At 68.6% G+C, this 26,947-nt stretch carries 25 protein-coding genes; 6 read left to right on the forward strand and 19 right to left on the reverse strand.

The window, feature by feature from the left end:
* Positions 1 to 427: 427 nt before the first annotated feature.
* From HVO_RS00225 to cobN, 4 genes are all read right to left on the reverse strand, one after another.
* On the reverse strand, positions 428 to 1,630 hold the full coding sequence (locus HVO_RS00225) for an ABC transporter substrate-binding protein (protein ID WP_004041107.1): 1,203 nt from the start codon (positions 1,628 to 1,630) through the stop codon (positions 428 to 430).
* A gap of 88 nt (positions 1,631 to 1,718) precedes the next feature.
* A complete protein-coding gene (locus HVO_RS00230) occupies positions 1,719 to 2,531 on the reverse strand; it encodes a cobalt-precorrin-7 (C(5))-methyltransferase (protein ID WP_004041106.1) in 813 nt (270 codons plus the stop codon).
* Positions 2,524 to 3,204: a precorrin-8X methylmutase gene (locus HVO_RS00235; protein ID WP_004041105.1), complete on the reverse strand. Its 681-nt coding sequence runs from the start codon at positions 3,202 to 3,204 to the stop codon at positions 2,524 to 2,526. Before HVO_RS00235 ends, HVO_RS00230 begins: the two co-directional genes overlap by 8 nt.
* Positions 3,197 to 7,051 (reverse strand): cobaltochelatase subunit CobN, encoded by a 3,855-nt coding sequence (cobN, locus tag HVO_RS00240; RefSeq protein ID WP_004041104.1) that lies wholly within the window; start codon positions 7,049 to 7,051, stop codon positions 3,197 to 3,199. The genes HVO_RS00235 and cobN overlap by 8 nt, the downstream gene beginning before the upstream one ends.
* Positions 7,052 to 7,095: 44 nt before the next feature.
* Here cobN and HVO_RS00245 point away from each other — a divergent pair, with 44 nt between their 5' ends.
* Positions 7,096 to 9,216: a VWA domain-containing protein gene (locus HVO_RS00245; RefSeq protein ID WP_013034971.1), complete on the forward strand. Its 2,121-nt coding sequence runs from the start codon at positions 7,096 to 7,098 to the stop codon at positions 9,214 to 9,216.
* Positions 9,217 to 9,251: 35 nt separating this feature from the next.
* Here HVO_RS00245 and HVO_RS00250 read toward each other — a convergent pair whose 3' ends face one another.
* From HVO_RS00250 to cbiT, 11 genes are read right to left on the reverse strand one after another with little or no spacing between them, the layout of a single operon-like run.
* A complete protein-coding gene (locus tag HVO_RS00250) occupies positions 9,252 to 10,490 on the reverse strand; it encodes an outer membrane protein assembly factor BamB family protein (protein ID WP_004041102.1) in 1,239 nt (412 codons plus the stop codon).
* A 4-nt stretch (positions 10,491 to 10,494) separates the two neighbouring features.
* Positions 10,495 to 10,878 carry a DUF3209 family protein gene (locus HVO_RS00255; protein ID WP_004041101.1) on the reverse strand — a complete coding sequence of 128 codons (384 nt, stop codon included), beginning with the start codon at positions 10,876 to 10,878 and terminating at the stop codon, positions 10,495 to 10,497.
* Between the two features lie 2 nt (positions 10,879 to 10,880).
* Positions 10,881 to 12,101 carry a CbiX/SirB N-terminal domain-containing protein gene (locus HVO_RS00260; protein WP_004041100.1) on the reverse strand — a complete coding sequence of 407 codons (1,221 nt, stop codon included), beginning with the start codon at positions 12,099 to 12,101 and terminating at the stop codon, positions 10,881 to 10,883.
* Positions 12,098 to 12,775 carry a hypothetical protein gene (locus HVO_RS00265; protein ID WP_004041099.1) on the reverse strand — a complete coding sequence of 226 codons (678 nt, stop codon included), beginning with the start codon at positions 12,773 to 12,775 and terminating at the stop codon, positions 12,098 to 12,100. The genes HVO_RS00260 and HVO_RS00265 overlap by 4 nt, the downstream gene beginning before the upstream one ends.
* The gene (locus HVO_RS00270) at positions 12,772 to 13,026 is read right to left on the reverse strand and encodes a ferredoxin (protein WP_004041098.1); all 255 of its coding nucleotides are present in this window, start codon (positions 13,024 to 13,026) and stop codon (positions 12,772 to 12,774) included. The genes HVO_RS00265 and HVO_RS00270 overlap by 4 nt, the downstream gene beginning before the upstream one ends.
* 1 nt (position 13,027) lies before the next feature.
* Positions 13,028 to 14,062: a precorrin-3B C(17)-methyltransferase gene (gene cobJ / locus HVO_RS00275; RefSeq protein WP_004041097.1), complete on the reverse strand. Its 1,035-nt coding sequence runs from the start codon at positions 14,060 to 14,062 to the stop codon at positions 13,028 to 13,030.
* Positions 14,063 to 14,065: 3 nt separating this feature from the next.
* Positions 14,066 to 14,950 (reverse strand): precorrin-3B C(17)-methyltransferase, encoded by an 885-nt coding sequence (locus tag HVO_RS00280; RefSeq protein ID WP_004041096.1) that lies wholly within the window; start codon positions 14,948 to 14,950, stop codon positions 14,066 to 14,068.
* Positions 14,947 to 15,927: a cobalt-precorrin 5A hydrolase gene (cbiG, locus tag HVO_RS00285; RefSeq protein WP_004041095.1), complete on the reverse strand. Its 981-nt coding sequence runs from the start codon at positions 15,925 to 15,927 to the stop codon at positions 14,947 to 14,949. The genes HVO_RS00280 and cbiG overlap by 4 nt, the downstream gene beginning before the upstream one ends.
* Entirely contained in the window at positions 15,920 to 16,759 is an 840-nt protein-coding gene (gene cobM / locus HVO_RS00290) for a precorrin-4 C(11)-methyltransferase (RefSeq protein ID WP_004041094.1), read from the reverse strand. Before cobM ends, cbiG begins: the two co-directional genes overlap by 8 nt.
* Positions 16,756 to 17,463 carry a cobalt-factor II C(20)-methyltransferase gene (locus HVO_RS00295; RefSeq protein ID WP_004041093.1) on the reverse strand — a complete coding sequence of 236 codons (708 nt, stop codon included), beginning with the start codon at positions 17,461 to 17,463 and terminating at the stop codon, positions 16,756 to 16,758. The genes cobM and HVO_RS00295 overlap by 4 nt, the downstream gene beginning before the upstream one ends.
* The gene (gene cbiT / locus HVO_RS00300; RefSeq protein ID WP_004041092.1) at positions 17,460 to 18,014 is read right to left on the reverse strand and encodes a precorrin-6Y C5,15-methyltransferase (decarboxylating) subunit CbiT; all 555 of its coding nucleotides are present in this window, start codon (positions 18,012 to 18,014) and stop codon (positions 17,460 to 17,462) included. The genes HVO_RS00295 and cbiT overlap by 4 nt, the downstream gene beginning before the upstream one ends.
* Before the next feature lie 169 nt (positions 18,015 to 18,183).
* Between cbiT and HVO_RS00305 the strand changes: the two genes are divergently transcribed.
* The 4 genes from HVO_RS00305 (at position 18,184) to HVO_RS00320 (ending at position 20,168) form a co-directional block, all read left to right on the forward strand.
* A complete protein-coding gene (locus HVO_RS00305) occupies positions 18,184 to 18,369 on the forward strand; it encodes a CbtB domain-containing protein (protein ID WP_004041091.1) in 186 nt (61 codons plus the stop codon).
* Between the two features lie 2 nt (positions 18,370 to 18,371).
* Positions 18,372 to 19,208, forward strand: coding sequence for a CbtA family protein (locus HVO_RS00310; protein WP_004041090.1), 837 nt, complete (start codon positions 18,372 to 18,374; stop codon positions 19,206 to 19,208).
* The gene (locus HVO_RS00315) at positions 19,208 to 19,549 is read left to right on the forward strand and encodes a (2Fe-2S) ferredoxin domain-containing protein (RefSeq protein WP_004041089.1); all 342 of its coding nucleotides are present in this window, start codon (positions 19,208 to 19,210) and stop codon (positions 19,547 to 19,549) included. Before HVO_RS00310 ends, HVO_RS00315 begins: the two co-directional genes overlap by 1 nt.
* 124 nt (positions 19,550 to 19,673) lie before the next feature.
* Positions 19,674 to 20,168: an Lrp/AsnC family transcriptional regulator gene (locus HVO_RS00320; RefSeq protein WP_004041088.1), complete on the forward strand. Its 495-nt coding sequence runs from the start codon at positions 19,674 to 19,676 to the stop codon at positions 20,166 to 20,168.
* A 67-nt stretch (positions 20,169 to 20,235) separates the two neighbouring features.
* On the opposite strand, the gene HVO_RS00325 is transcribed toward HVO_RS00320, so the two are convergent.
* Together HVO_RS00325 and HVO_RS00330 are read right to left on the reverse strand one after the other, a co-directional pair.
* Complete coding sequence (locus tag HVO_RS00325) at positions 20,236 to 21,648, reverse strand: APC family permease (protein ID WP_004041087.1); 1,413 nt, start codon at positions 21,646 to 21,648, stop codon at positions 20,236 to 20,238.
* A 276-nt stretch (positions 21,649 to 21,924) separates the two neighbouring features.
* Positions 21,925 to 23,304, reverse strand: a complete 1,380-nt coding sequence (locus HVO_RS00330; RefSeq protein WP_004041086.1) for an NAD-dependent succinate-semialdehyde dehydrogenase — start codon at positions 23,302 to 23,304, stop codon at positions 21,925 to 21,927.
* Positions 23,305 to 23,562: 258 nt separating this feature from the next.
* Between HVO_RS00330 and HVO_RS00335 the strand changes: the two genes are divergently transcribed.
* Positions 23,563 to 24,873: an aspartate aminotransferase family protein gene (locus HVO_RS00335; RefSeq protein WP_004041085.1), complete on the forward strand. Its 1,311-nt coding sequence runs from the start codon at positions 23,563 to 23,565 to the stop codon at positions 24,871 to 24,873.
* A gap of 167 nt (positions 24,874 to 25,040) precedes the next feature.
* On the opposite strand, the gene HVO_RS00340 is transcribed toward HVO_RS00335, so the two are convergent.
* Positions 25,041 to 26,090, reverse strand: coding sequence for a zinc-dependent alcohol dehydrogenase family protein (locus HVO_RS00340; protein ID WP_004041084.1), 1,050 nt, complete (start codon positions 26,088 to 26,090; stop codon positions 25,041 to 25,043).
* A gap of 153 nt (positions 26,091 to 26,243) precedes the next feature.
* Positions 26,244 to 26,915: a helix-turn-helix domain-containing protein gene (locus HVO_RS00345; protein WP_004041083.1), complete on the reverse strand. Its 672-nt coding sequence runs from the start codon at positions 26,913 to 26,915 to the stop codon at positions 26,244 to 26,246.
* Positions 26,916 to 26,947: the final 32 nt, after the last annotated feature.

A 26,947-nucleotide genomic window follows, 5' to 3' on the forward strand; every position in this document is an offset into this window, starting at 1 on the left:
CTATCGCTGTCGAGCATGCATGTTTTAGGCCGGCCTAAAAGCACAAAAGGTTTACTGCAATCTGATTTTCAGTGAAAATTTCGGGACAGCGCAACCGCTCGTCGGCCGCGACGACCGACTCGCGGCGACCGGTCCTACGGTCCAGTTGGGTGCTCTTCCGACGGACGGAGTCGGTGGTCGGTCGCGTTCCGGGGTCCGCCCCGCCCCACCCCGCCGCGGACTCACCTCGCTTTCGCTCGGCGGAACACCTCCATGAGCGGGGGTTCTCCCTCGACGAACCACGCTGCGGTGACCGCCGGGGACACGCCCATATCTTGGCTCACTGCCATATTTTTAGGATAGCCTAAAATATGATAAGCGTTCTGGCGGGACGCGCCGCTTGACGGGTGGGCGAAGAGAGAAAGCGGGGCCGCGAACCCGGGGCGAGTTACAGGTTCCCGTTGGCGATGTCCGCGACGCGCTGGGCGTCGAACAGGCGCTCGTCGGCGTCGTACAGGGTCCGCGCGAGGCGGTCCGTCACGACGAGGTTCGTGATGGGGCCCTGATAGAGCGCGCCGGCGCGGTAGACGTCGCCGTTCTGGACGGCGGTGAGTTCGCCCGCCACCTCGTGGTTTTCCATGAACGAGACCACGGTGTTCTGGAACTCCTCGCGTGTCTTGGCCTCCTGTCCGCGCACGAGGAGCACTTCGGGGTCGACCTCAAGCAGCGTCTCGAAGTCGACCGCGCCGCGGTTGCTGTAGAAGTCCCGCACCTCGGTCGTCGCGAGCGCGTCGTTGACTTTCAGGTCGTTGAGATGCTTGAAGCTCGTCCCCTCGTCGATGACGTAGGGGTAGAACTCCTCTGGCTCGTCGCCGCCGGCCCAGACGACCGCGGCCGAGGGCCGCTCGCCCTGCGCGGGGACGACCGGCGCGAGGTTCGACTGGAACTCCTCGTGGACCTGTTCGAACGCCTCGAAGCGGTCCTCGCGCTGGAACACCTGCGCGAACTTCTCGAACGCCTCGTAGAGAGTGTAGTAGCGGTAGTCCTCGTGCCACGCGTAGCCGCGCGAGAAGATGCTGTTGCCGAAGAACGGCCCGACCTGCGTGCTGATTTCCTCGATGTCGGCCTCGCTCCACTGGCCGCGGTTCAGGAGGAAGTTCGGGTCGGCGATGTGCACGTCCGCGTTCAGCTCGTAGAACTGCTCTTTGCCGACGCCGCTGTCGCCCCACAGCTGGCGGATGGACGACTTGTCGACGCTCACGTCCGGAATCTCGTCGTAGTACTGCGTGTGGTACCGGCCGGGGAGCCAAACGCCCATCGGCGTGTCGAGCCCGAGCGCGACGCCCATGTCGGCCCAACTGCCGTTGTTCGCAATCCACGCCTCCGGGACCGAATCGAACGTGACCTCGCCGACCGGCTCTATCGACACCGAGTAGGACTCCGCCGCCTCGGTCGTCGTCTCTGTCTCGGTCTCCGTCGCCGCCTCGGTCGTCGCGGCCGTGGTCGTCTCGGGCTCGGACGCCGTCGTCGTCGTCTCCGACCCGCTCCCGCCGGTACAGCCGGCGAGCAGGCCGCCTGCGATGACCGCGCCGCCGTACTGGAGGTACTCGCGCCGCGTCGATTCCCGTCCGCTTTGTCCGTCGTTTGCCATGTCTTTTAGGCCTCCCTAAATGGTTAAAACGTCTTCGGAATTTAGGCGAGCCTAACTACCTTCGCGCGGGGCGGGGGAAGGAGGCGGCTCAGTCCGCCGCGTCGACGGGCGCTCTGACGGCGAGCACCGAGAGGTCCGAGTACGGCGTCGAGTCGGGGCCGCTCCCGCCGGCCGAATCGCGCAGGCCGCCGAGCGTGGTCCGGGTGATTCGCTCGTCGTCGTGGGTCAGTCGTTCGAGCACGAGCGCGTCCAGCGACGCGTCTGCGTCCGAATCGAGGAGGAACTCGGCGATGTCGCCCGGCATCCAGTCGAACGGTCGCGGCAGGACGAGCAGGTGGCGCTCGCCGGCCGCCTCGGCCAATCGGTCGAGGTCGGCGTCGAGCGACCCGCTTTTGTGGAGCGTGACGAACCGCGTGTCCTCCATCGGCGTCCGGGCGCGACTCGCGGCTATCTGGAGCGACGAGATGCCCGGAATCACCCGCACCGGTCGCTCGACGGTCCGCTGGACCTTTCCGAGGAACTGGTAGCCCGAGTGGTTCGGGTCACCCATGAGCACCGCCGTCCCCCGGTCGCCGGCCGCGACGCGCCGCCCGAACTCGGCCAGCGCGTCGGCCTCGTCGGCGTAGCCGCAGGTGAGCAGGTCGGCGTCGGTCTCGTCGGCGACGAAGTCGACGACCGTCTCGAAGCCGACGACCACGTCGGCCTCTCGAATCGCCTGCCGCCCGCGGGGCGTCAGATACTCAAGATTCCCGGGGCCGACGCCGACCGCGTAGACCGGCGCGTCGGCGTCCTCGCCGCCCCCGTCGGTTTCGTCGATGCTCGGTTCGGGCGCGGCCGCGGCGAACGCCGCCGGGTCAGGTCCCGAATCGAGGTCGTACGGGTCGCTCTCGTCCTCACTCATGATTTGCGAGGTCCACGTCGCCGTTGCGAACGTCGCTGGCGACGTGAATCAGTTCGTTCGTGAGCGCGGCGGCGAGACCGCTTCCGCCGCGTTTCCCGACGTTCGTCACCGCGGGCACGCCGTACTCGTCGGCTACGTCGCGGACGCGCTTCCTGCTTTCTTCGGCCTTCACGAAGCCGACGGGCGTCGCCACGACGGCCGCCGGTCGGGTTCCGTTCTCGATGCAGTCGCAGAGCGCCAACGCGGCGGTCGGCGCGTTGCCGACGACCGCGATAGCGCCGTCGTAGACGCCCTCCTTGTCGAGTTCGAGCACCGCGGCCGCGGTCCGGGTCATGCCCGTTTCGGCGGCGAGTTCGGCCCCGTTGCCGATTGCCTTCCGCACCTGGCAGTCGTGGCCGCGGCCGGTGATGCCGGCTTTCGCCATCGTGATGTCGGTCACGACGGGGCGCTCGTCGAGGACGGCCCTCGCGCCCGCGACGACCGGGTCGTTCTGGCACCGGATGAGGTGCTGGAACTCGATGTCGCCGGTCGAGTGGACTGCCTTCTGTCGGAGTCGGTCGTTAAGCGTCTCGTCGGGGACGAACGTCCGGACGATGTCCATGCTCGTCTCCGCGATGTCCATCGCTTCCTGCGTCGTCGCGCCGAGGTCGGCGTAGGCGTCTCGTTCAGTCATTGGATTGGGTCTGCGTCATCGCGTTCGTCGTGTTCGCTTCGAGGTCGCCTTCGACGGAGAGGTTGATGTCCTGCAACCGCTCTCTCACGTCGTCGTCGGCGTCCCACAGGTCGCGGTCGATGGCTTCGAGGAACGTCGCGGTGATGCTTTCGAGCGCCCACGGGTTCACGTCGCGCAGCCACTCCTGTCGGTCCTCGTCGAAGGCGTAGGCGTCCGCGAGGTGCTCCCAGAGCGTGTCGCTGACGACGCCCGTGGTCGCGTCCCAGCCGAGCGCGACGTCGACCGTGGTCGAGAGGTCGCCCGCGCCCTTGTAGCCGTGTTCCTCCATGCTGTCGAGCCAGTCGGGGTTGAGGACGCGCGCCCGCATCGCCTTGCGGACCTTCTCCTCGTTCGTGTAGACGCTGACGTTGTCGGGGTCGCTGGAGTCGCCGACGTACGAGGCCGGGTCGCTCCCGGAAATCTCACCGACCGCGGAGACGAACCCGCCGTGGAAGGCGTACCAGTCGGAGGAGTCGAACTCGTCCTGTTCGGCGGTGTCCTCGATTTTCACGGTCGCCTCGACCCCGCTCAAGCGGCGCTCGAAGGCGTCGTGAGCTTCGGTCACCTTGCCGCGACTCCCGAGGGCGTAGCCGCCCCACTGGACGAACACGTCCGCGAGGTCGCTCCGGTCGTCCCACTCGCCCTCGTCGACGGCCTTGTTCGTCCCCGCGCCGTAGCCGCCGGGCGTCGTCGTGAACACGCGGTGTTTGGCCAGTGTCTCGGCCTCGTCGGGGTCGACGCCCTCCGATTCGAACTCGGCGGCGTCCTCCTCGACGTGCTTTTTCACGTAGTTCATCTCGTGGGGCTCGTCGAGGTCGACCACCGCGTCGACGGCGTCGTTGACGACGCTCGCGGCCTGCGGGAACGCGTCGCGGAACAGCCCCGAGACGCGGGTCGTCACGTCGATTCGCGGCCGGTCGAGGTCGTCCAGCGGAATCGGCTCCACGTCGTCGACGCGGCCCGCGTCGGTCCACACCGGTTCGACGCCCATGAACGCGAGCACCTGCGCGATGGTCTCGCCGCGGGTCCGGACCGTCGGCGTCCCCCACGCGACGACCCCGAACTCCTCGGGATACTCGCCGTGGTCGTCGTAGTGGCGGTCGAGGACGCCCTCGGCGACGCGCTCGCCGACGCTCCACGCCGGCTTGGCCGGGACTTTCCGCGGGTCAAGCGTGTAGAAGTTCCGCCCGGTCGGCAGCAGGTCCACCCCGCCGCGGGTCGGCGCGCCGGAGCCGCCGGGGCGGACGTACTCGCCGTCGAGGGCGTCGGCGGTCTGCGGAATCTCGTTTTCCGCGGCCGCGACTCGCGGGGCTGCCTCGTCGCAGATGAACGCCAGCACCTCGCGGAGGTCGTCGTGCGCGCCGCGCTTGGCCCGCGCGTCCCCGAGTTGGTCGATATCGACCACGAGCAGGTTCATGTTCACCTCGTCGTCGGGGCCGGCGTCGACCTCCGACTCGGGCACGTCGAAGTCGCGTTCCGCGAGTGCGGAGACCAGTTCGACGCACTGGTCGTAGACGCGGTCTGCGGCCTCCGAGAGATACATCCCGAGGTCGTCGTCGTACGTCCCCGGCTCGTCCCGCATCCGGTCGTAGTCGACGCCCATGACGCCCGCGACGCTCTCGCGGAGACTCGGCGTGTCCGCGTTCGGGAGGCGGGTGAGCGCGACGAGGTACTCCACGAGTCGGTCGTTTGCGGGCGGTTCGCCCATCGTGTGGAGGCCCATCCGAATCTGCGTCGTCTTCACGTCGGTCAGGTACTCGTGGACGCGCTCGACGAGTTCGTCGAACTCGACTTCGGCCTCGTCGGAGCCGACATCGCCGTCCGCGCCGCGGATGGCCTCGGCGTCGTCGAACCCGAGTTCGGCCGCGAGGTCGAGGTCGTCGACCGCGTCGACGAGGAGTTCGCGGAGTTGGTCGCCGCGCTCGGGGCGGGCCTCGTCCATGCCGGCCTCGCGGTACTCGCGGGCGAGTTCCTCGAGGTCCGCGAGGTCGTCGTAGGTTCCCGCGGTGCGCATGACCGGCGTGAGGTAGTCCACGATGGCCGCGTACGACCGGCGCTTGGCCTGCGTCCCCTCGCCGGGGTTGTTGATGATGTACGGGTAGACGTTCGGGAGGTCCGAAACCAGTTGGTCCGGCGCGCTCTCGCCGTTCAGCCCGACGGTCTTGCCGGGGAGCCATTCGAGGCTGCCGTGGGTGCCGAGGTGGACCACGGCGTCGGCCTCGAACGACTCGCGGAGCCACGCGTAGAACGCCACGTAGTCGTGCGGCGGCTGGAGGTCCGAATCGTGGTACACCTTCGAGGGGTCCATCCCGAAGCCGCGCGGGGGCTGGACGGTCACGAGGACGTTCTCGAACTCGACGCCCGGAATGGCAAAGGGTCGCTCCGGCGGGTCGCCCCACTCCTCGACGACGTTGTCGCGGAAGCGGTCGTCGGCGTCAGCGAACCAGTCGGCGTACTGGTCGGGAGCCACCACGTCGACGCTCAGGTCCCGCACGTCCTCGGGGGCGACCCAGCGGTCGTCCAACGTCAACTGCGAGGTGAGGTCGTCGATGAGCGCCTGCCCGTCCGCGGGGAGGTCACCGACGGCGTAGCCCCGCTCCCGGAGTTCGGACAGGAGATTGACCGTGCTCTCGGGGCTGTCCATCCCGAAGGCCGTCCCGATGCCGTCGTCGCTCGGCGGGTAGTTGTGGAGGACGACCGCGACGTTCTTCTCGTCGTTCGGGAGGTGGCGGAGCCGCGCCCAGTTGACCGCGAGGCGGGCGACGTGGTCGACGCGGTCCTCGATGGGGAAGTGCTGTTTCGGCGCGCTCCCGACGCCCGCCTCGTCTTCCATCCGCTCTTTCCCGCTTATCGGGTGGGTGATGACGTTGCCGTCGAACTCGGGGAGCGCGACCGACAGCGCGAGTTCGAAGCCCATCACGCCCGTGTCGCTCGACTCGTACCGGCTTCGAGAGCGCATGGTCGTGATGGCCTGCAACACGGGGACGCCGAGTTCGGTGAGGAACACGTCTTCGGCGGCCGACCCCTCGTCGTCGGCGTCGCGGCCCCGCTCGCTCATCGACAGCGAGAACATGAAGGAGCTGACGACGGCGTCGACGACGGGGCCGTCGTCGTCCGAAAACCAGTTCCGGGCGACCCACTCGGCGTTCTCCTGTCCCTCCTCGTCGGTCGCGGGGTTGCAGAACGCGGGTAAGACGTTCGCGCCGAGCGATTCGAGGCGCTCCACGAGCGCGTCCACGTACCGGGTGTTCGCGTGCGTCCAGTGGGACTCGTAGAACCAGACGCCGATGGTCGGCTTGTCCGGGTCGTGCGTGTCGAGCAGTTCGTCGTACTCGACGCCGGGGTAGTCGGGGTGGTAGACGCCCTCTGTCGGGAGTTCGACAGGGTCGTCGACCTCGGTCTCGACGCCGGCGTACTCGGCGGCGAGGAACCGACAGAGGTTCTCGACGTTCACCGCGCCGCCGCGGTCGAGGTACTCGCAGACGCGCTCGCGGTCCGCGTCGGCGACGGTCGTGTCCCGGCGAGCGAAGGCGTCGCCCGTGGCCTTGACGACGAGCGGCACGCCCGCCGCTTCGAGTCGTTCGACCGCGTGGTCGTAGCCGGGCATGCTGTCTTCGGCCCCGTGGAGCCAGAAGACGGCCGCCGTCGTCGACTCCAACTCGTCGACGAAGGCGTCCGCGTCGCTCACGTCGTCCAAGTCGCTCGCGGAGCGGACGACGAGGTCGATTCCGTCGAGTCGGCGCGCGGCCCGCTGGACCGCGCCCAACTCGTTTTCGGTCGCTGTGTACAGTCCGATTGTCGGTGTCATTGATAAAGTGTTATTGTCTTACTGCAACTACGTTTTCGTATTCGATGACGACTCAGACGCTTCCGTTCTCGGCTATCGTCGGGCAAGACGAACTGAAACAGGCGTTGTTGGCGGTCGGAGCCAACGACGACCTCGACGGACTCCTCGTTCGCGGCGAGAAGGGCACCGCGAAGTCGACCGCGGTCCGCGCGCTTTCGGACCTCCTGCCCGAACAGGCGGTCGTCGCGGACTGTCCGTACGGCTGCCCGCCGGACCCGGACGACCCGGCCCGCCAGTGCGACTCGTGTCGGGCCCGCGACGACCCCGCGGTCGAACGCCGGTCGGTCCCGCTCGTGACGCTCCCGCTCGGCGCGACCCGCGACCGGGTCGCGGGCACGCTCTCCGTCGCCGACGCGCTGGACGGCGAGGCGTCGTTCGACCCCGGGCTCTTGGCCCGCGCGAACCGCGGCATCCTCTACGTGGACGAGGTGAATCTCCTCGACGACCACCTCGTCGACCTGCTCTTGGACGCGGCCGCGAGCGGCGTCAACCGCGTCGAGCGCGACGGGATGAGCGTCGAACACCCCGCCGAGTTCACGCTCGTCGGGACGATGAACCCCGAGGAGGGCGACCTCCGCCCTCAGCTCCGGGACCGCTTCGCCCTCCAGGCGACCGTCGTCGGCAGCCGCGACGTCGACGACCGCGTGGAGATTATCGACCGGGCGCTGGCGGGCGGCGACGACCCGGAGACGGTCGCCGACGCCCACCGCGAGGGGACCGCGGCGCTCGAAACCGCGCTCCGCGAGGCGACGGCCCGCCTCGACTCGGTCGCCCTCCCGACCGAGTTCAAACGCGACATCGCCGAACTCTGCGTCGACGCCGGCGTCGAGGGCCACCGCGCCGACATCGCCATCGCCCGCGCGGCCCGAACGCTCGCGGCGCTCGACGGCCGGACGAAGGTGCTCGAAAGCGACGTGCGCGAAGCGGCCGCCCTCGCGCTCCCGCATCGACTTCAGAGCCGGCCGTTCGACGACGACCCGGACGTCGACGACGTGCTCGACGACCACTTCGACGAGGACGAAGACCGGGACGACGACGGGGGCGGCGACGCTAACGACGGGGACGGTGAGGGTGACGATGCGGGCGATGCCGACGACGGCGGGAGTGACGACGGCGACGCCAGCGACGGCGAGGAACGCGCCGAGGGAGGCGACAGCGACGCCGACGCCCCCGGCGCGGCTCCCGACTCTGATGCCGGTGGTGACGACCGAGGCGGCGAAGTCGGCGGAGCCGACGAGCGCGGACCCGAAGACGGTGATTCGGAAGGCGGAAATTCCGAAGACGGCGATACCGACGGCTCCGGCGACGACCCCGACGAGGCCACGCCGCTTCTCCCCGGTCAGAACCGGGCCGCCGTCGGCGACGCCGAGCGCCCGCCGGTCGAGGACGCCGCCCTCGACGCGGAGACGCCGGGTGACGGCAGCCGCGCCGCGGTTCGGGAGTCGCGTCAGGGTCGAGGCTCGCGGGTACGAACCGAACCGGCGACCGAGACCGACGACATCGACGTGCCGGCGTCGGTCCGGGCCGCCGCCTCGGCCGGCCGGTCCCGCGTCACCCGGTCGGACCTCAGAACCGCGGTCTCCCGCGGGTCGGCCGCGACGCTCGTCGTGTTCGTCGTGGACGCGAGCGCGTCGATGCGCGCCGCTATGCGGCAGGCGAAGGGAACCGTGCTGTCGCTCCTCGAAGACGCCTACGAGCAACGCGACGAGGTCGCGTTCGTCGCCGTCGCGGGCGACGAGGCCGAGGTGTTGCTCCCGCCGACCGACAGCGTGACGCTGGCGGCGCGGCACCTGAAGGAGCTTCCGACGGGCGACCGGACGCCGCTTCCCTCCGGGTTGGACGCCGCTCGCCGGGTCATCGACCGCTCGGACGCCGACGCCGCGCTCGTCGTCGTCGTCACCGACGGCCGGGTTACCGTCGCGGACGGCAGCCCCACCGGACAGACCCGGTCGGCGGCGCGGAGCCTCGCCACCGCCGACGCGTCGGTCGTCGTCGTCGACGCCGGCGATGACGGCATCGGCGTGACCGACATCCTCGTCTCCGAAACGGACGCGCGGCGCATCCCGCTTTCCGACCTGTCGGCCGAGCGGGTCGCTGAGGCCGAGCGCTTCGCGGACGGGCAGTAGCGGGGTATCGCTCGTCTCGTGTCGCATGGTTTCTTCTATCGAATCGGTCGCGTGCGGAGTCGGTAGGCTCCGCGCGTGACGCCCTCGTCGTGGTACTCGACCGGCTCTTCGACCACCGCGAGGACGCCCCCACCCGCGGCGACCGCGGTCGGGATGCCGGGGAGGTCGTCGGTCCGGACGTGCCCCGCCGTCGCACCGAACGTGTGGACGCCGTGGCGGTCGGCCTCTCGCTCCCGGAAGTGCTGGGCGGACGGTACGAAGACCCGCGAGCCGGCCGCGACGGCGGCGCGCGCGAACCCGCCGGTGTCGCGGGTCCACAGGCGCTCGCCCCCATCGACGGAGACGCCGACCGCGGTGTGTTCGTCGGGATGTCGCGCGTCCGGGTCGCGGGTCGACTCCGCGAACGTGTTCCCCGTGACGAAGGCGGCGGTTTCGCCGGCGACGCAGACGTGGGTCGGATAGGCGTAGACGGTCTCGTCGCCGACGCGCCGCTCGGAGGCGAGGTCGATTCGCCACCGCTCGTTCCCCTCGAAATCGAGGAGGTAGCCGCGTTTGTCGCCGTGGCTGGCGACGGCCAGCGCGTCGCCCGCGAACGCCACGTCCCCGACCCGCCGGTCGCCGTCGGTGCCGGGGTCCCACGACGCGACTCGCCCTCCGGTGTGGGCGTCGAGGAGCACGAGACCGTTCTGTTCGGGGTTCGGACAGCGGTTGTACGCGACGGCGACGCGGTCCCCCTCGGCGGCGACCGCGATGGGCGAGGCGTGGACGCGTCTGCGCCACGCGACCCGGCCGTCGCGGCCGAACCCGAGGACGACGCTCCGCCAGACTCGCTCGTCGCCGTCGCGTTCGTACCGTCGGGCGGCGACGACGACTCTGTCGCCCGTCACCGCGAGGTCGACGACGTAGGGTCGGAAGAACAGCGAGTCTCTCGCCGCGGTGCCCACGTCGTCGGTCGTCGCGTACGTCCAGCGCGCGTCGCCCGTCTCGGCGTCGAGGACGCGAACGAGTCCGTCGCCGCCGCGCTCGCCGACGACGAGGAAGTCGTCGGCGGCGGCCATCGACACGACGGGGTTGTCGCCGCGCGCCTCCCAGCGGTCGTCGGAGTCGGATGCGGAGTCGGCAGCGGCTTCCAGCGCGACGACGCGGCCGGCCGCGGTTCCGACGAAGACGGCGTCGTCGGTCGCGGCGACCGCCGAGCGCGTCCAGTTGTGGCGACTGCTCGCGGGGTCGACTTCACCGAGGTCGCGGCGGGCCGAGAGTGGAGCCGATGGCATCGGTTCAGTCCTCGACGGGGAAGGCGTCGTGAAGCGTGTGGTGGGCCTCTCCGAGGTCGTCGAGCAGCGCGTCCGTGCCCTCGCGGAGACGGCGAAGCGACCGTTCGGCGTCGCGGACGGCGACGAGTCGGCCGCGGAGGTAGCCGGCCTGCGGGTCGTCGTCGTCGATTCGCGTCGCCTCCGATTCGAGGTCGACGAGCGCGGCGTCGAGATGTCGCTGGGCCTCGTCGAGCGTGGTCGCGTTCGCGAGCGCCTGAATCGGGCCGGGGTCGGCGTCGCCGAGGTAGTCTTCGAGTTCGGCTTCGGCGTGTCGCTTCGCGTGTTCGTCGGTCGTTCCGGTGATGTTCAACAGCGCCAGTCGGAGCGCTTCGAGTTCTGCGCAGGCCATGATTAGAGTGATTGGTGGACGAGGTTCGAGACGATGCGGTCCCGTTCGAGGTGGGACGAGACGATGCGGTCGGTGTCGTCGGGCGTCACGCCGCCGTACCAGACGCTGTCGGGGTAGACGGCGACGATCGGGCCGTCGCCGCACTGGCCGAGACACGAACTCCGGGAGACGTGTACGTCGCAGTCGTCGGCGTCGCGCACGCCCTGTCTGAGTTGTTCGAGGACGGTCGCCGCGCCGCTCGCGGCGCAGGTCTGGTTCGTGCAGACCGCGACGTGCTTCTCGGGGGCGTCGTGGACGTGCGGGTCGTCGTCAACGTCGCTCCGGTCGGCGTGTTCCGCCTGGTGGACGAGCGAGCGAAGCATCGCGCGAGCGCCGCCCTCGTCGTCCTCGTAGCCGGCGAGTTCGACCTTGTACTTGCAGGTGTCGCACGACATCTCGACGCTCCCCGACCGCGCCTCTTGATAGCGGTCGGCCAGCGTCTCGACCACCCGGGCGTCGGTGCCGAGCGGTCCCGACGCGCCGGCGTCGACGTAGGGGTACTCCTCGTCGAACGTCTCGGCGGTGTCCACGATTCGTTCCGTCAGCACGCCGTCACCGAGCATGTACGGGAGGACGACGACGGCGTCCGGGCGGTCCTTGGCGACGGTGTGAAGCGTCTCCTCAAGCCGGGGCGTCGTGACGCCGATGAACGCCGATTCGACGCGGGTGAACTCGCGGCCCTCGTACAGCAGGCGCGCCAGTTTGTGCACGTCGCCGTTCGAGTCGGGGTCGCTCGACCCGCGGGCGCAGAGCACGACCGCCACGTCGTCGTCCTCGCGGTCGACGCCGAGGTCGGATTCGACCGCCCGCGCCCGCTCGTCCAACAAATCCACGAGCGAGGGATGGATGCCGAGATGTGAGCCGAACCGGAACTCGGTGTCGTCGTGGGTCGCGCGGGCCCGCTGGACCGCCAGCGGCACGTCGTTTTTGACGTGGCTGGCGGCGAAAAGCGAGAGGGGAACGACGGTCATCGTCCGGCAGGTCGGAGCCATCGTCTCGATTGCGTCGTCTATCGACGGCTCGGCGAGTTCGATGTACGCCGCGTCCACCGGGACCGACAGCCGCGATTCCAGTTTCGCGGCGAGGGTCCGCACCTGCTCGTTCGACTCCTCGCGGCGCGAGCCGTGGCCGACGAGGAGCACCGCGTCGTCGTCGAGCGCCGGGTCGGGCCGTTCGAGGCTCATGCGTTCTCCGCCTCTTCGAGGCTACGGACGAGCTTTCGACGCCGCGTCGGCGCGAACAGGTTCGTCTCGTCGCTCCCCTCGTAGACCCACTCACCGAAGCCGGCGGCCGCGTCGTCGTCGATACCGAACCAGTAGCCGCCAGAGGAGGTCTCGCCAATCTCGCCGGTCGGCGCGTCAACGGGGCAGGCGTCGAGCAGTCGGTCAACGGTTTCGAGGAGCGCCCGGTCGTCGTGGACGAACGAGATGCCGACCGTCCCCGACGAGGATTTGAAACAGACCGTCCCGCAGGATTCGAGCAGGCCGCGGAGGAGCTGTTTTCGCCGGGCGTCGAACACGTCGAAGCGGTAGCCGCCGGCGTCGCCGCCGACGGGGAGGCCGAACGCGGCGCTCGCGCTTCGCACCACGTCGCCGTCGACCGTCACGCGGTACTCGTCTTTGACGCGGGTGACGGCGGTGTTGTGGGCGTACTCTCGCGCCGTCTCCCGGCGGTCGATGTCGCCGCCGCCGGCGATGACCGCGAGGCGGTTCGCGCAGGTCTCGTCGCCCGTCGAGACGGTGAACTGCGCTCGTTCGATTTGGCCGCCGCCGGCGACGTGGCCCCAGAGGTAGGCCGTCTCGGGCGCGCTTTCGAGGAGGTCGTCCGCGGGGGCGACGCCGGCGTTCGCGTCGCTCACGCGTCCACCTCCCGGACCGAAATCGCGCCCGGCGGGCAGGCTCGGGTCGCGAGCGTCGCGTCGTCGTCCGACTCCGCGTCGCCTTCGAGGACGGCGACGACGCGCCCGCCCGTCTGCTCGACGCGCACGACGCCGGCCGCGTCGGGGTCGATTGTGGCGAGTCCGTCGTCGTCCTCGACGAACCGCCCGTCGCGGGCGAGACAGGCGAAGATGCCGTCGCAGGCGTCTCGGTCGATTTCGATTTCGAACATCTCAGTACTCGTACTTCTGCTCGTAGCCCCGCGGCGTCACCATCCGGTCGTCCCAGACGTACGTCTCCTCGTTGCCGACGAGCAGCGTCGTCGTCATGTCCACGAGGTCGGTCTCACCGAGGTCGGGCAGGTCACCGAGGTCGACGATTTCGACTTCCTCGTCGTCGCGGCCCGCGCCGTGGACGATGCCGACCGGCGTGTCTGGCGCGCGGTGTTCGAGGAGAATCTCGCAGCACTTCTCGTAGTTCGACCGGCGCTTGCGGCTCCACGGGTTGTAGATGGCGATGGTGAAGCCCTCCTTGGCGGCCGCGTGGAGGCGCGACTCGATGGTCGGCATCGAGGTCAAGTGGTCCGAGAGGCTGATGGTCACGGTGTCGTTGACGAGCGGCGCGCCCAGTCGGGCCGCGCAGGACTGCGCCGCCGGGACGCCGGCGACCACGTCGAAGTCGACCATGCTCGCGGTCGCGCCCTTCGATTCGAGGATTTCGAGCGCGAGGCCGGCCAGCGCGTAGACGTTGGGGTCGCCGCTGCCGACGATGGCCACGTCGTTGCCGGCGAGCGCCCGGTCGACCGCCTCCTCGGTCCGGGAGACCTCGCCGCACATCGGCGTCGAGTAGATGTCCTCTGCGCCCTCGACGACGTCGTCGGGGAGGAGTTCGATGTAGGTCGTGTAGCCGACGATGTGGTCGGCCTCGCGGAGCGTGTCTTTCGCCAGCGTCGTCATCTCGCTCGCGCGGCCGGGACCGAGGCCGACGGCGACCAACTGCCCCGGCTCGCCGTCGAAGTCCTCGATGGTCGCTTCGACCTTCTCTGCGGTCTGTTCCTTCTTCGACCCGCCCGAACTGCCGCCGCACTTCGACGCCGAGTCGTCGTCCGTCGTCGAGGACGACGCGCCGCAGTTCGAGGTCGTGTCCGTCTCGGTCTCCGTCTTCGTCCCGCCGCAGTTCGATTCTGAGTTGGTCGTGTCGGTCGATTCAGTCGATTCGGTCGTCGCACCGCCGCAGTTCGATTCGGTTGTCGTGTCTGAGTCGCTCATGGGTTAGAAGTCGTCGACGTCGCGCCCGCCGCGGGGCGTGACGAGGTACGTTTGGTAGTCGTTGCTCCAGGGTTCGGTCTCGTGGGTGCCGATGAGAATCGAGGTTCCCATCCCGCCCACGTCGTCGTCGTGGGCCTTCGCGTCGCCGAGGGTCGTCACCGAGAACGTCTCGTCGTCCAGATTCCGGCCGGCCTCGCCGCGGCCGGCGTCGTTGAAGATGCCGACCGGCACGTCGTCGGCCCGCTCCTCGCGGACCACGTCGATGGCGCGTTCGTAGTTGCGCCAGCAGTTGTACAGGACGATGACGAAGCCGCTGATGGCGGCCGCGCGCAGTTTCTCCTCGATTTCGTCCCAGCCGCGCCACTTGTCGGACAGCGAGACCGTACAGAAGTCGTTCGACAGCGGCGCGCCCATCATGGCCGCGCCGCCGAGCGCCGCGGTGACGCCGGGGACGATTTCGATTGGCACGTCGGTCGCCTCGTCGCCCTTCGCCATCGTGAACACGAGGTCGGACTTCCCGTAGACGTTCGGGTCGCCGCCGGAGACGTGGACCACGTCCTCGCCGTCGCGGACGCGCTCGAACGCCTCGCGGGTCAGTTCGACCTGCTTTCCCATCGACGAGCGGACGACCTCCGGCCCGTCGTCGCTCCCCTCGGGCGGGAGGGTTCCGTCGTCGCGGAGGAACTCCTGATAGAGGTTCGAGGCGACCACGCAGTCCGAGGTGGAAATGAGTTCCTTCGCCCGCTTCGTCATGTGGTCCGGGAGACCGGGCCCGATGCCGACGACGTAGAGGGTCCCGTAGTCGTCGGGGACCTCGTCGCGGTCGTCGGCCGCCGGTTCGGTCGCTGACTCGGTCGCCGGTTCGGTCGGCTCGCGACCGTCGTTCATCGTCCCACCGCCACGGTCACGGCGTCGTCGTAGCGCCGCTTTTCGACGACCAGTTCGTGGTCGCGGCCGCCGGCGATGGCGCTCGCCTCGGCGATGCCGGGCCAGCCGATGAGTTCCTTCGACCGCGAGGGGGTCGGCCCTTCGAACTCGGTCAGCGTCTCCTTTTCGAAGTAGACGACGCCCGCGCCGATTTCCTCGGCCGCGTCGAGCATCCCCGGTTCGTCCGCCTTTCGCGTGCCGGTCGCGACGAAGTCGACGTCGTCCCAGTCGCAGTCGGCGTCGTCGAGCGCTTGCTCCCACGCCGTCAGGAACTGCGCTTTCTTCGCGCCGGAGACGCTCCCGGTCCCGAGGACGACGCCGTCGCCGCCGTTGCGCTTCAGGACTGTCACGTCGTCGCCGACGAGGACCGCCTTCGGGCCGTCGAGTCGGGCGACGGGACCGAGTTCGTCGTTGAGGACGGCGAGGTTCGTCGCCACGGTCGAATCGCCGTTGACGACGTGGGAGTCGAGCGCCTTCGCCTTGCTCTCGACGCCCTGTTTGCCCGCGGCCTCCGAGGCGGTCGTCATCGCCGGGACGGCCCCGAGTTTCGAGAGGTCGTGGGCGACTTGGTTCGCGCCGTGGTGGCCGCCGGTGAGCGGAATCGCCCACGTCAGTTCCTCGTCGACGACGACGACCGCCGGGTCCTCCCACTTGTCGTCGAGGAGGCCCGCGGTCTTCCGCATGGCGATGCCGCTGGCCATGAGGCCGACGAAGCAGTCGTACTCGCCCCAGTGGTCGGCGAACACGTCGCCGTGGTAGGTGAGGACGTCTATCCGGTCGTAGTCGTCCGCGAGGTCGCGCTTGATTTCTTCCGCCGTGTCGAGCTTTCGTTCGAAGCTGACGATGGCGATTTCGTCGGCAACCTCGCCGTCGCTGTCTGGCGTTTGACAGTGGCCGCTTCCGGAGTCGGTGTCCGAGTTGGTGTCTGTGTCACTCATTGTCTGGCTCCTGTGTTTCGGTGTCGGGTTCGTCGTTCGGTGCGTCGCCGCCGCGGGCCCAGTCGCCGTAGAGGAACGACCGCTCGTACGCCGAGCCGTTCACCGCCTCGCCGATGATGACGAGCGCCGAGGCGCGGTAGCCCGCGTCTTCGACCCGCTCGCCGATGGTCTCGATGGTGCCCTCGATGACGTCTTCGTCCGGCCACGAGGCGTGGTAGACGACCGCAACGGGCGTGTCGGGGTCGTGGCCCTCGTCCAGCAGGCGGTCCATCGTCTCCGAGACGGCGTGGGTGCCGAGGTAGATACAGACCGTGGTGTCACCGAAGCCGACGAAGTCGCTGATGTGGTCCTCCTCGGCCGAGAGCGTCCGGCCCCGCGGCCGGGTGAAGACGACGTGATTCGAGACCTCGTTGAGCGTCAACTGGGTGCGGAGCGTCGCGCTCGCGGCGAACGCCGAGGTGACGCCGGGAACGAGGTAGCTCGGCACGCCAGCCTCGGCCAGCGCGTCCATCTGCTCCAAGGCGGCCCCGTAAATCGCCGGGTCGCCGCTGTGGAGTCTGACGACGGTCCGACCCGACTCGTAGGCGTCGGCCATCAGCGGAATCAGCTCTTCGAGGTCCTTGCCGACGCTGTTGACCCGCTCGGCGTCGGCGCAGAACTCGTCCAACAGTTCGCTGTTGACGAGCGACCCCGCGTGCACCACGAGGTCGGCGTCCTCGACGAGTTTCCGCCCGGCGACGGTGAGCAAGTCCGGGTCGCCCGGTCCCGCGCCGACGAAGGGGATTCCCTCCTCGTCGGTGAAGCCGGTGTCCGCCTCGCCGTCCGCGCTCACGCCGACCCCCCCGATTCGACGCCGTCGAACTCGGCGGTCGCCACGTCGCGCTCGACGCCCTCGCGCTCGGCGTAGGCCAGCGTGTAGTAGTCGCGCTCCGCGAGTTCGTCGGGGTCGTCGGTGACGACCGTCTCGCCCTGCTCCATGAACAGGCGGCGGCCGAAGCGAACGTCGTAGCCCGCTTCGGTCAGCTTCTCGTGGGTCGCCGGCGCGTCGGTGACCTTGAACAGCACCATGCGGTCCGGGCCGGTCGGCGCGGCACCGTTGGCGGCCTCGCGGAGCGCCAGCCCGGTTCCGGATTCGATTTCGACGCCGAGCGCGGTCGTGAAGGCCGTCATCGCGCTCACGCCGGGGACGACTTCGAGGTCGACCTCGGGGTGGAACGCGTCGAGGGTGCGGCGGAGGTGGCCGAACGTCGAGTAGACGTTGGGGTCGCCGAGGGTCACGAACGCCACGTCCTCGGAGTCGGCGCGGGCGGCCACCTCGGCGGCGGCCTCCTTCCACGCGCGGCGGAGTTCGTCGGGGTCGCGCGTCATCGGGAAGTCGAGGTCGCCGATGCGCTCCTCGGGGACGTGGTTCAGCGCGACCGTCCGCGAGAGGCGGCCGGGCGAGTAAACCACCGCCGCCGATTCGAGCAGGCGTTTCCCCTTGACCGTCACGAGGTCGGCCTCGCCCGGGCCGAGACCGATGCCGTAGACGGTCATAGCCCCTCCGCGTCGCGTCGGCCGACGACGACGTACACCGGGTTGTTCGACCGGAAACTCGTCGCGCCGGCGAGTTCGTAGCCGTGGCTCACCTGCAGCTGGACGACCGCCGAGAGCAGGCCGCGCTCGCGGAACGCCTCGATGGCGTCGCCGGCGGGTTCGACCCGCGAGACGTTCATGACGATTCGGTCGACGCCGGTCTCGACGGCGTGGTCCAACACGGCTTCGAAGTTCCGACTGCCGCCGACGAACATCGCGTCGGCGTCGGTCGGGAGGCCGTCGGGAGCCTCCGCCTCGCGGAGCGTCACGTCGGCGTCGTAGTCGTTCGCCGCGAGGTTCTTCCGCGTCACGTCCAGTCGGTCCGGCTTGCGCTCGACGGCGGTCACGCGCTCGACCCGCCGGGCCGCCTCGATGGTGACCGAGCCGGTACAGGAGCCGACGTCGACGAAGTGGTCCGTCGGCCGCAAGCCGAGTTTGTCGAGCGTGACCGCTCTCACCTCCGGTTTCGTGGGTCCCGCCTTGGCGTCGTGCGGGAGCGTTACCTGTGACATTCGACTCGACAATCCCGGCGCGGTTTGAAAACAATTGTGCTTGTTGTACCACAAACAAGGTTTCATAAAATCCGCCCCGGAGTTATTAAATCGAGGTTGCTGAAACACAATCTCGCTTGTTCTCGAAAGTTTTACAACTGTGCTTGGTTTTCATCAATCCGAGTTTACCATGGCTACGGCGAACACCGTCAACGGTCGCATCGAACGCGCACGAACGGAACTGACCCCCGCGCAGATGGCTGCCGGTTCCCTCTTTATCGTCGCGCTGGGCTTTACGCTCCTGTTCGTGCAGGACCCGCTCGTCCACGACTCGCTGCACAACTTCCGCCACGCGGCCGGCATCGCCTGCCACTGACGATGTTCGGGGAGTACCTGACGCGGGGAGTGAAGGCGGGGGTCGTCGCCGGACTGGTGTTCGGACTGTTCATGGCCGTCGTCGCCAACCCGCTCGTCGGCTACGCGGACGACCTGAACCACGCGACAGTCGAGGAGAGCGGACATACTCACGAGGCCGAAAGCGCCCACAGTCACGAGGCCGAGGGGGCTCACAGCCACGAGTCCGGTGACTCCCACGCCGGCGAGAGCGGCGGCCATCACGACACCGCGGTGTCGATGGCGGTCACGAAAGCCGTGAGCGTCGCGGCCGGCGGCCTGTGGGGCGTCGTGCTCGGCGGCGCGTTCTTCGGGGTCGCCTTTTTCTTCCTCGAACCGGCGATTCCCGGACCCGACGCCGCGAAGAGCTATCTGATGGGATTCGCGGGGTTCGTCACCGTTTCGGGCGCGCCGTGGTTGGTGCTCCCGCCGGTCGCGCCGGGGGCGGAACAGTCGCTCTCGACGGCGACGCGGCTCCCGCTCTACGCCGGGATGATGCTCGCCGGGGCGCTCGCCTGCCTCTCGGCCGGCTACGTCTACACCCGCCTGCGCGAGTCGCGGGGCCTCGGTGCGGCTCTCGTCGGCGCGGCCGTCCCGTTCGGCCTGCTCGCGGTGCTGGCCGTCGTCGCCCCCGAAAACGCGGTTCGCGGGGCGCTGTCGCCGGCGCTCGAAACCGGACTCACCGGCCTGTTCGCGTTCGGACAGGTCCTCCTGTGGCTGGTCCTCGCGGCGGCGCACGCGCGGTTCCGGCCGTCGAGTGAGTCCGAGTCCGAACCGGGGATTCCGACCGCCGGCCGGGACTCGGCTCCCGCGGCCGACTGATGCGCGACCGAACCGACGAGGTCCGCGAGCACGGCTTTACGGACCACGTGTTGGTCTGTACGAACGGCCGCGAGTCCGAGTACGCCGACTGCGCCGAGGCCGACGGCCCGGCGGTGTACGACGCGGTGACCTCGTGGTTGCGCGACCGTGGCGTCTTCTGGTCGCGGGTCCACGTTGCAGAAACGAGCTGTCTCGGCCTCTGTAGTGCGGACGGGGCCGCGGTCGCCATCCACCCCCGAAACCGGTGGTACTCGGACGTTCGCCCGGACGACGTGCCGGCGCTGTTGGCCGAGGTGTTCGGTCCCGACGCGTCGAACCTCGGCGTTCGACCCCGCGACTGACCGTCTCGGGGACGACCGTCGGTGTCTGCGCCGCGCCGTTCTCACCGCCTCTTGTCGTTCCCTCCCCGACGCGGGCGGGGTTGAACGCAGAACAATAATATCGGTGCACACCTGATTACGGTCCATGGACGAGAAGGACCTTCGAATCCTCAAGGCCATCGGGACGCTCGAATCGGGGAGTCCCGACCGGATAACCGAGGAGACGGGCATCCCGAAGTCGACCGTTCACTACCGCCTCGAACGGCTCCAAGAGCAGGGCATCATCAAAAACGACATCTTCGATATCGACTTCGAGAAGGCCGGGCTAAACCTCACGCTCATCACCGAGGTCTGGGCCGAGTACGGCTCGGAGTACCACAAGGAGGTCGGAGACAAACTCGGGGAGGTGCCCGGCGTCAACGAGGTCTACTTCACGCTCGGCGACACCGACTTCGTCCTGATTTCCCATCTCGCCTCGCGCTCGATGGTCGAGGACCTCATCTCCGAGTTCGAGGAGATAGACGAGATTTCGCGGACGAGTTCGACGTTCGTCATCACGACCATCAAGGACGAGCCGAACCCGCTGAACGACTACGAACTCGAAGAACTGAAAGCGGCGCTTCTCCCCGACGTGTCGTGACGCGGCCCGTGCCGTATCCGCACGAACCCCGCCGCACCGCGTTTCGACCGCCGGAAGCGAAAGCGAATCAGTCTTCGAGCTGCTGGGCGCTCAGGTGCGCCTTCGCTTCCGTCCGGGTCGGCAGCCCGCCGGCGACGGCCAGCAGGACGACGCCGAGCAGGCACCAGCCGCCGACCATCGCCCACTCGTAGGGCCACGCCAGCGCCGAGGGCGAGCCGGGGAGGTAGAGACCGACGAAGAACACGGTCAACAGCAGCCCGAGCGCGCCGACCGCGTAGCCCGCCGGCAGCTTGAACGGCCGGTCGAAGTCGGGGTCGCGGTACCGGAGCACGAGGAACGAAACGACGACGAGAAGCCACGCCGTCACCATGCCGAGCCCGCCGGCGTTGACGACCCACACGAGCATCTGCTCGCCGAACAGGGGCGCGAGCGCCGCGAGGCCGCCGACGAGCACGATTGCGGTCGACGGCGTGTCGTGGTCGTCGTGAATCGTCGCGAGCTTCTCGGGGAGCATGTGCGAGTCGGCCATCGCGTAGATGGCGCGGCTGGCTCCGAGGACGAACCCGTTCCAACTCGTGAGGATGCCCGCGAGGCCGGCCAGCGCCATGATGCGGCCGATGGTCACGCTGTCGAACGCGATTTCCATCGCCGTCGCGGCGGGGAGCGAACTCTCGACGAGCGTCGTGCCCGTGGCGACCTGCCCGGCCGCCCAGATGACGGCGATGTAGAACGCGGCGGCGCAGGCGACCGAGAGCCCGATGAGCCCGCCGAGGAGCTTCGGTGACACGTCGGCCTCGCCCGCGGCCTGCGGAATCACGTCGAAGCCGACGAACATGAACGGCGTCATGATGGCGATCGTGAACACGCCGCCGATGCCGGCTCCCGCGAGCGGCGGCGACGACGGCGACGTGCCGTTGAACAGCGCGCCGAGAAGGAGCGTCAGCCCCGACAGCGTGATGACGAGCGCGAGAATCGCCTGGAACTGCGCCGCCGGCCGGACACCCCGATAATTGAGGTACGTGATAACCACGGAGCCGATGACGCCCGTCGCGACCCACGTACCGTAGACCGGCTGGCCGGCGACCGTCCAGAGTTCGAACACGTTGAAGCCGGGGACGATGTACGCGAGGGCGCTCGGCAGCGCGACCGCTTCGAACGCGACGACGCTGATGTAGCCGAAGATTATCGCCCACGTACAGGCGAACGAGCCGGCCGGCCCCAACGCCCGCATGCTGTAAACGTGCTCGCCGCCGACGAACGGCATCGCGGAGGCGAGTTCGCCGTAGATGAGCGAGACGACGGTCACCATGAACCCGCCGAGGACGAACGCCGAGATAGCGCCGGTGACGCCGCTTTGGTCGATGAAGTACCCCGTCTGCACGATCCAACCCCATCCGATCATCGCTCCGAGTGCGAGCACGAACACGTCGCGCTTCGAGAGGACGCGTGAGAGTTCTCCTGTCATGGTTATGAGTGACATCACCACATTCTAACTTACCCACTATATATCTTACTGTGTTCAATTTTTAGTCTCTATTAGAAACACAGTTCAATAGTAATCCGTCATCTGGGACGACAAATCGAGCGACGATTCACCGGAAAATCGCCAAACGGCCGTCGGTTCGAATAGTAGTCAACTCGTCGAGCAGAAAGAAACGGCGTCCGCGCTCGATTCGCGTTCCGGGCGTCGTCGCGGGCGTCGCGCCCGGTGTCGCGTTGGGTGTCGCTCCGGGTGCTGGGTCGGGCGTCGTCGCGCTCACTCGTCGGCGGGCGCGTCCTCGACCCAGACCGTCTTCGTGTTGACGAACTCCCGAATCCCGTGCCGGGAGAGTTCGGTCCCGTAGCCCGAGTCCTTCGTCCCGCTGAACGGGACCCGCGGGTCAGACGCGACGACGTGATTGACCGCGACGTTACCCGCGGTGAGCTTCGTCGTGAGCGCCTCGCCGCGTTCGGCGTCGGCCGTCCAGACGCTCGCGCCGAGGCCGTAGGGCGTGTCGTTCGCCACGCGGACCGCCTCCGCCTCGTCTTCGACTCTGATGACGGTGGCGACGGGGCCGAACAGTTCCTCGGTCCTCGCGGGCGCGTCCTCGGGCACGTCGGTCAGCACCGTCGGCGGGTAGTAGTGGCCGGGTCGGTCCAGCGGTTCGCCGCCGAGGCGGAGCGTCGCGCCGGCCTCGACGGACGCCGTGACCTGCTCGTGGAGCGTCTCCATGAGGTCCGCCCGCGCCTGCGGCCCCACGTCGGTCTCGGGGTCGGTGGGGTCGCCGACGGTCAGTGCGCGCATCTCCTCGGTGAAGCGCTCGACGAACTCGTCGTAGACGGCCTCGTGGACGAGAAAGCGCTTCGCGGCGATACACGACTGGCCGTTGTTCTGCGTTCGCGCCCGTGCGGCCCGCTTCGCGGTCGCTTCGAGCGGCGCGTCGTCGAGGACGACGAAGGGGTCGCTCCCGCCGAGTTCGAGCACCGTCGGCTTGAGTTCGCGGCCGCTCGTCTCCGCGACGGCCCGCCCGGCGCGGGTGCTCCCCGTCAGGCTGACGCCCCGAACTCGGTCGTCTTCGATGACGCCGGCGACGCGCTCGGCGGGAATCCGGAGCGAGGTGAACACGTCGTCGGGGTAGCCCGCCCGCTCGAAGACGGAGGCGATTGCGTCGGCGCAGCCGAAGACGTTCGGCGCGTGCTTGAGCACGGCGACGTTTCCGGCGGTGATGTGCGGGGCCGCGAACCGGAACACCTGCCAGAACGGGAAGTTCCACGGCATCACCGCGAGCACCGGGCCGATTGGCTCGTAGGAGACGTACGTCTTCGACCCCGGCACGGTGCCGATGTGCTCGTCCTGCAGGAACTCCGACGCGTGTTCGGCGTAGTAGTCGCAGACCCACGCGCACTTTTCGACCTCGGAGACCGCCTGCTCGACGGGTTTGCCCATCTCCTCGGTCATCAGCGTCGCGTACTCCTCGCTGTGTTCGCGCAGCACGTCGGCCGCGGCCGCGAGCAGTTTCTCGCGCCGCGAAATCGGCGTCTCGCGCCACGATTCGAACCGGTCCCACGCGGCGTCCAATCGCGCGTCGACCGTCGCTTCGTCGTGTTCCTCGTGCGTCTCGATGACCTCCTCGGTCGCGGGGTTGATGGATTTCATGGTCGGCTCTCGGGAGCGCGGCGGTCGCTCGTCGCTCCCGCTTGGACCCACTGTCGTCCCATATGTTGATAAATGTTCCAGACACAGCAGAATACTCGGACTGTGTTCAAAACACGTCGGTGACGAACGCAGTCGAGTACGGAGCTCCCAGGCGCGTTCGAGTCTGGAACGACCGCCCTCGTCCCGACACACCCGCAGTATTCTGTATGATATTCCACACAGAATAATTTATTAGGATTCAGTTTGGAACTTGTGTTCATGAGAGAACGGACGACGAACTCGTCGGTCGAGGCGGCGTACGACGACTACCTCATGCCGATTTGGAAATCGCTGAACGTCCCGGTCGAGCGGGCGTCCGGCTGTACCCTCGAAGACTTCGACGGCAACGAGTATCTCGACGTGTTCTCGGGCATCTCGGTGACGAACGTCGGACACAACAACGAGGCGGTCGTCGAGGCCGCCACGGAGCAGTTGGAGGAGTTCGTCCACGGCTGTTCGTACGTCCATCCGAACCGGCCGGTGGCCGACCTCGCCGAGACCATCGCCGAGGTGACGCCGGGCGACCTCCAGAAGACCTTCTTCTGTAACTCCGGCACCGAAGCCGTCGAGGGAGCTATCAAACTCGCCCGGAAGTACACCGGCTCGAAAGAGGTCATCTCGCTGGAGATGGGCTTCCACGGCCGCACCCTCGGCAGCCTCGCGCTCACCGGCAACAGGGCCTACAAGCAGGACATGGCCCCGACCATCAACGACGTGGCTCACACCGCGCCGCCGTACGCCTACCGCTGTCCCCGCTGTGACGGCGACACCTGCGGCGCGGACTGCGCGGACGCGCTCGAACGGGTCATCGGCTCGCACACCAGCGGCGACCTCGCGGCGGTCGTCGTCGAACCCGTCATGGGCGAGGCCGGCATCGTCGTCCCCTCGGAGGCGTGGCTCAAGCGCGTCCGGGACATCGCCCACGACCACGGCGCGCTCCTCATCGCCGACGAGGTCCAGACCGGCTACGGCCGCACCGGCGAACTGTTCGCCAGCAAGCAGTTCGGCGTCGAACCGGACATCCTGACGCAGGCGAAGGGCATCGCCAACGGCCTGCCCCTCGGCGCGTTCACGGCACCCGCGGACATCGCGGACGCGTTCGGCTCCGGCGACCACCTCTCGACGTTCGGCGGCAACCCCGTCGCCTGCGCGGCAGCGCTGGCGACCATCGAGGAACTCCAGAACGGTATCGTCGACAACGCCTGCGAGAACGGCGAGTGGCTCTCGGCCGAACTCGCCACGCTCGAATCCGACTACGACGTGGTCGGCGAGGCCCGCGGCCTCGGGCTGATGCAGGGCATCGAACTCGTGGACCCCGAGACGACCGGCCCGCAGCACGTCGCGCCCGCCCCGGACAAGGAACTCGCGGCCGCGGTCGGCGAGCACCTCCGCGAGGAGTCCAACGTCGTCATGGGCGTCGGCGGCTACTACAAGAACGTCATGCGCTTCCAGCCGCCGCTGACGATTTCGCAGGCGCAGCTCGGCGAGGCCGTCGACGCGCTCCGAACCGCGCTGAACGACCTGGCCTGAGCCGCCTGCGTCGACCGCGACACCCGCTCACGGCTTCATTTCGATTGCTCTCGGTCTCGCGGCTTACGGTGGTGATAGTTGTGGATTGGTGCCGGGGATAGCCCCCGCTGAAACGGCCGCCTCCGCCGGAAGCGCGTCTCGACCGTCGGTCTGGGTCAGGGTGTGTCTTACTCGTCGACTTTCACCATGACCTTGATTGCCTCGCGGTCGTCCATCGCCTGATAGCCTTCCGGGACGCCGTCGAGGTCGACGGTCTTCGTCAGGATGGGCGACGGGTCGAGGGTGCCCTGCAGCACGTCGTCCATGAGTTCCTCGATGTAGTTCCGGACGGGTGCGCCGCCGGCGGAGAACGAGAGGTTCTTGTAGAATATCGGCTGGAGGAAGTCGGCGGACTCGACGTGCGGGACGCCCACGGCGCCGATGGAGCCGCCGGGACGGGCGACCTGCGCGGCGGTTTCGAGCGCCGACGCCGCGCCGACGCATTCGAGGACGTGGTTCGCGCCGCCGTGGGTGAGTTCGAGGACTTCCTCGACGGCCTCTTGGCCGCGGGACGAGACGGTGTCGGTCGCGCCGAGTTCGCGGGCGACTTCCAAGCGGTCCTCGTGGTGGCCGACCGCGATGATTCGCTCTGCGCCGATGCGCTTCGCCGCGAGGACGCCGCACAGTCCGACCGCGCCGTCGCCGATGACGACCGCGGTGTCGCCGGCTTCGAGGTCCGCCAAGACGGCGGCGTGGTGGCCGGTCGACATCACGTCCGTGAGCGGGAGGAGCGATTTGAGCGTCTCTTCGTCGTCGGCGTACCGCTCGGGGACCCGAACGACCGTGCCGTCGGCGTGGAGGACGCGGACCTTCTCGGCCTGTGCGCCGCCGGTCTCGTCGCCGTGCGGACCGAAGAACCCGCCGTCTACACACGCGGTGTGGATGCCTTTGCGACAGAACTCGCACTCCCCGCAGCTGTACGCGAACGGGACGAGCACGCGGTCGCCCGGTTGGACGCTCGTGACGTCCTCACCGACTTCCTCGACGATACCCATCGGCTCGTGGCCGACCCCGGAGCCCTCCTCGTGTTCCTCGTGACCGCGGTAGAACCAGAGGTCGGACCCGCAGATGGCGGTGTGAGTGACGCGGATGACCGCGTCGGTCGGTTGTTGAAGCTCCGGTTCTGGTTTTTCCTCGATGCGAACGTCGCCCGGACCGCGATAGACTGCTGATTTCACGTACGCTGTGAGGTACGGACCTTGCGGGCATAGATGCGATGCTATATGAATAGTCCATTTAACTGCGGCCGGGCGGCCGTCCCGCTCGTCCACGGGGAAGCGAGCCGACCGCGTGGGCACGTGGCCCAGCGGCGGTTCACTGCGTGGGCAGGCTCACTGCGTGGGCGGTTGCATCCGCGCCTGCATGCCCAGCGAGGAGGTAATCAGTTCCCGTTCGCCGCGTCGGAGGAGACTCGACAGCGACGGTTGCGAGATGCCGAGTTTGGCGGCCAGCTCCTCGGCCGTAGTCTGTCGCGGACTCTCGTAGTAGCCGCGCGAGACGGCGAGCGTCAGCGCCTCCCGCTGGCGGTCGGTGAGGCTGTCCGTCGGTTCGTCGGACGCGGACCCCTCCGACGCGATGGACACGAGGTCCAGCGAGATGCCGTGGGCCTCACAGCTCTCTCGGAACTCGTTGAACCCCTCGTACTCCTTGAACACTTTCGTCTCGTGCCAGCCGTCGGCGGTGACGACCGTCGGTTCGACCTGTGCGCCCCCGAAGTCCGGCTCGAACGCCTTCGAGACCGACTCCGCCAGTTCGACGGTGAGCTTGTAGACGCCCTTGTCGGCGGTCTCTCCGATTGCGTCGGCCGCGACGACCTCGTCGCGCGTCAGGAGGTCAGCCTTAGTGACGCCGTCTTCCCGCTCGAACTGCACGGTGAATATCTGCACGTCCGGTTGCAGACAGAGTGCGTGAACGCACTCGACCTCGTCCGGCCGTAGCGCGGTCGGAATGCTGACCAGCGGAAGCGAAGTCGACCGAAGAACGAACTCCGTGGTGATAGCCATTGTGTGGTATCACGCCGTCCGGCGAGTTAACG

This window comes from Haloferax volcanii DS2, assembly GCF_000025685.1.
In the GTDB taxonomy this organism is placed as follows: Archaea; Halobacteriota; Halobacteria; order Halobacteriales; family Haloferacaceae; genus Haloferax; species Haloferax volcanii.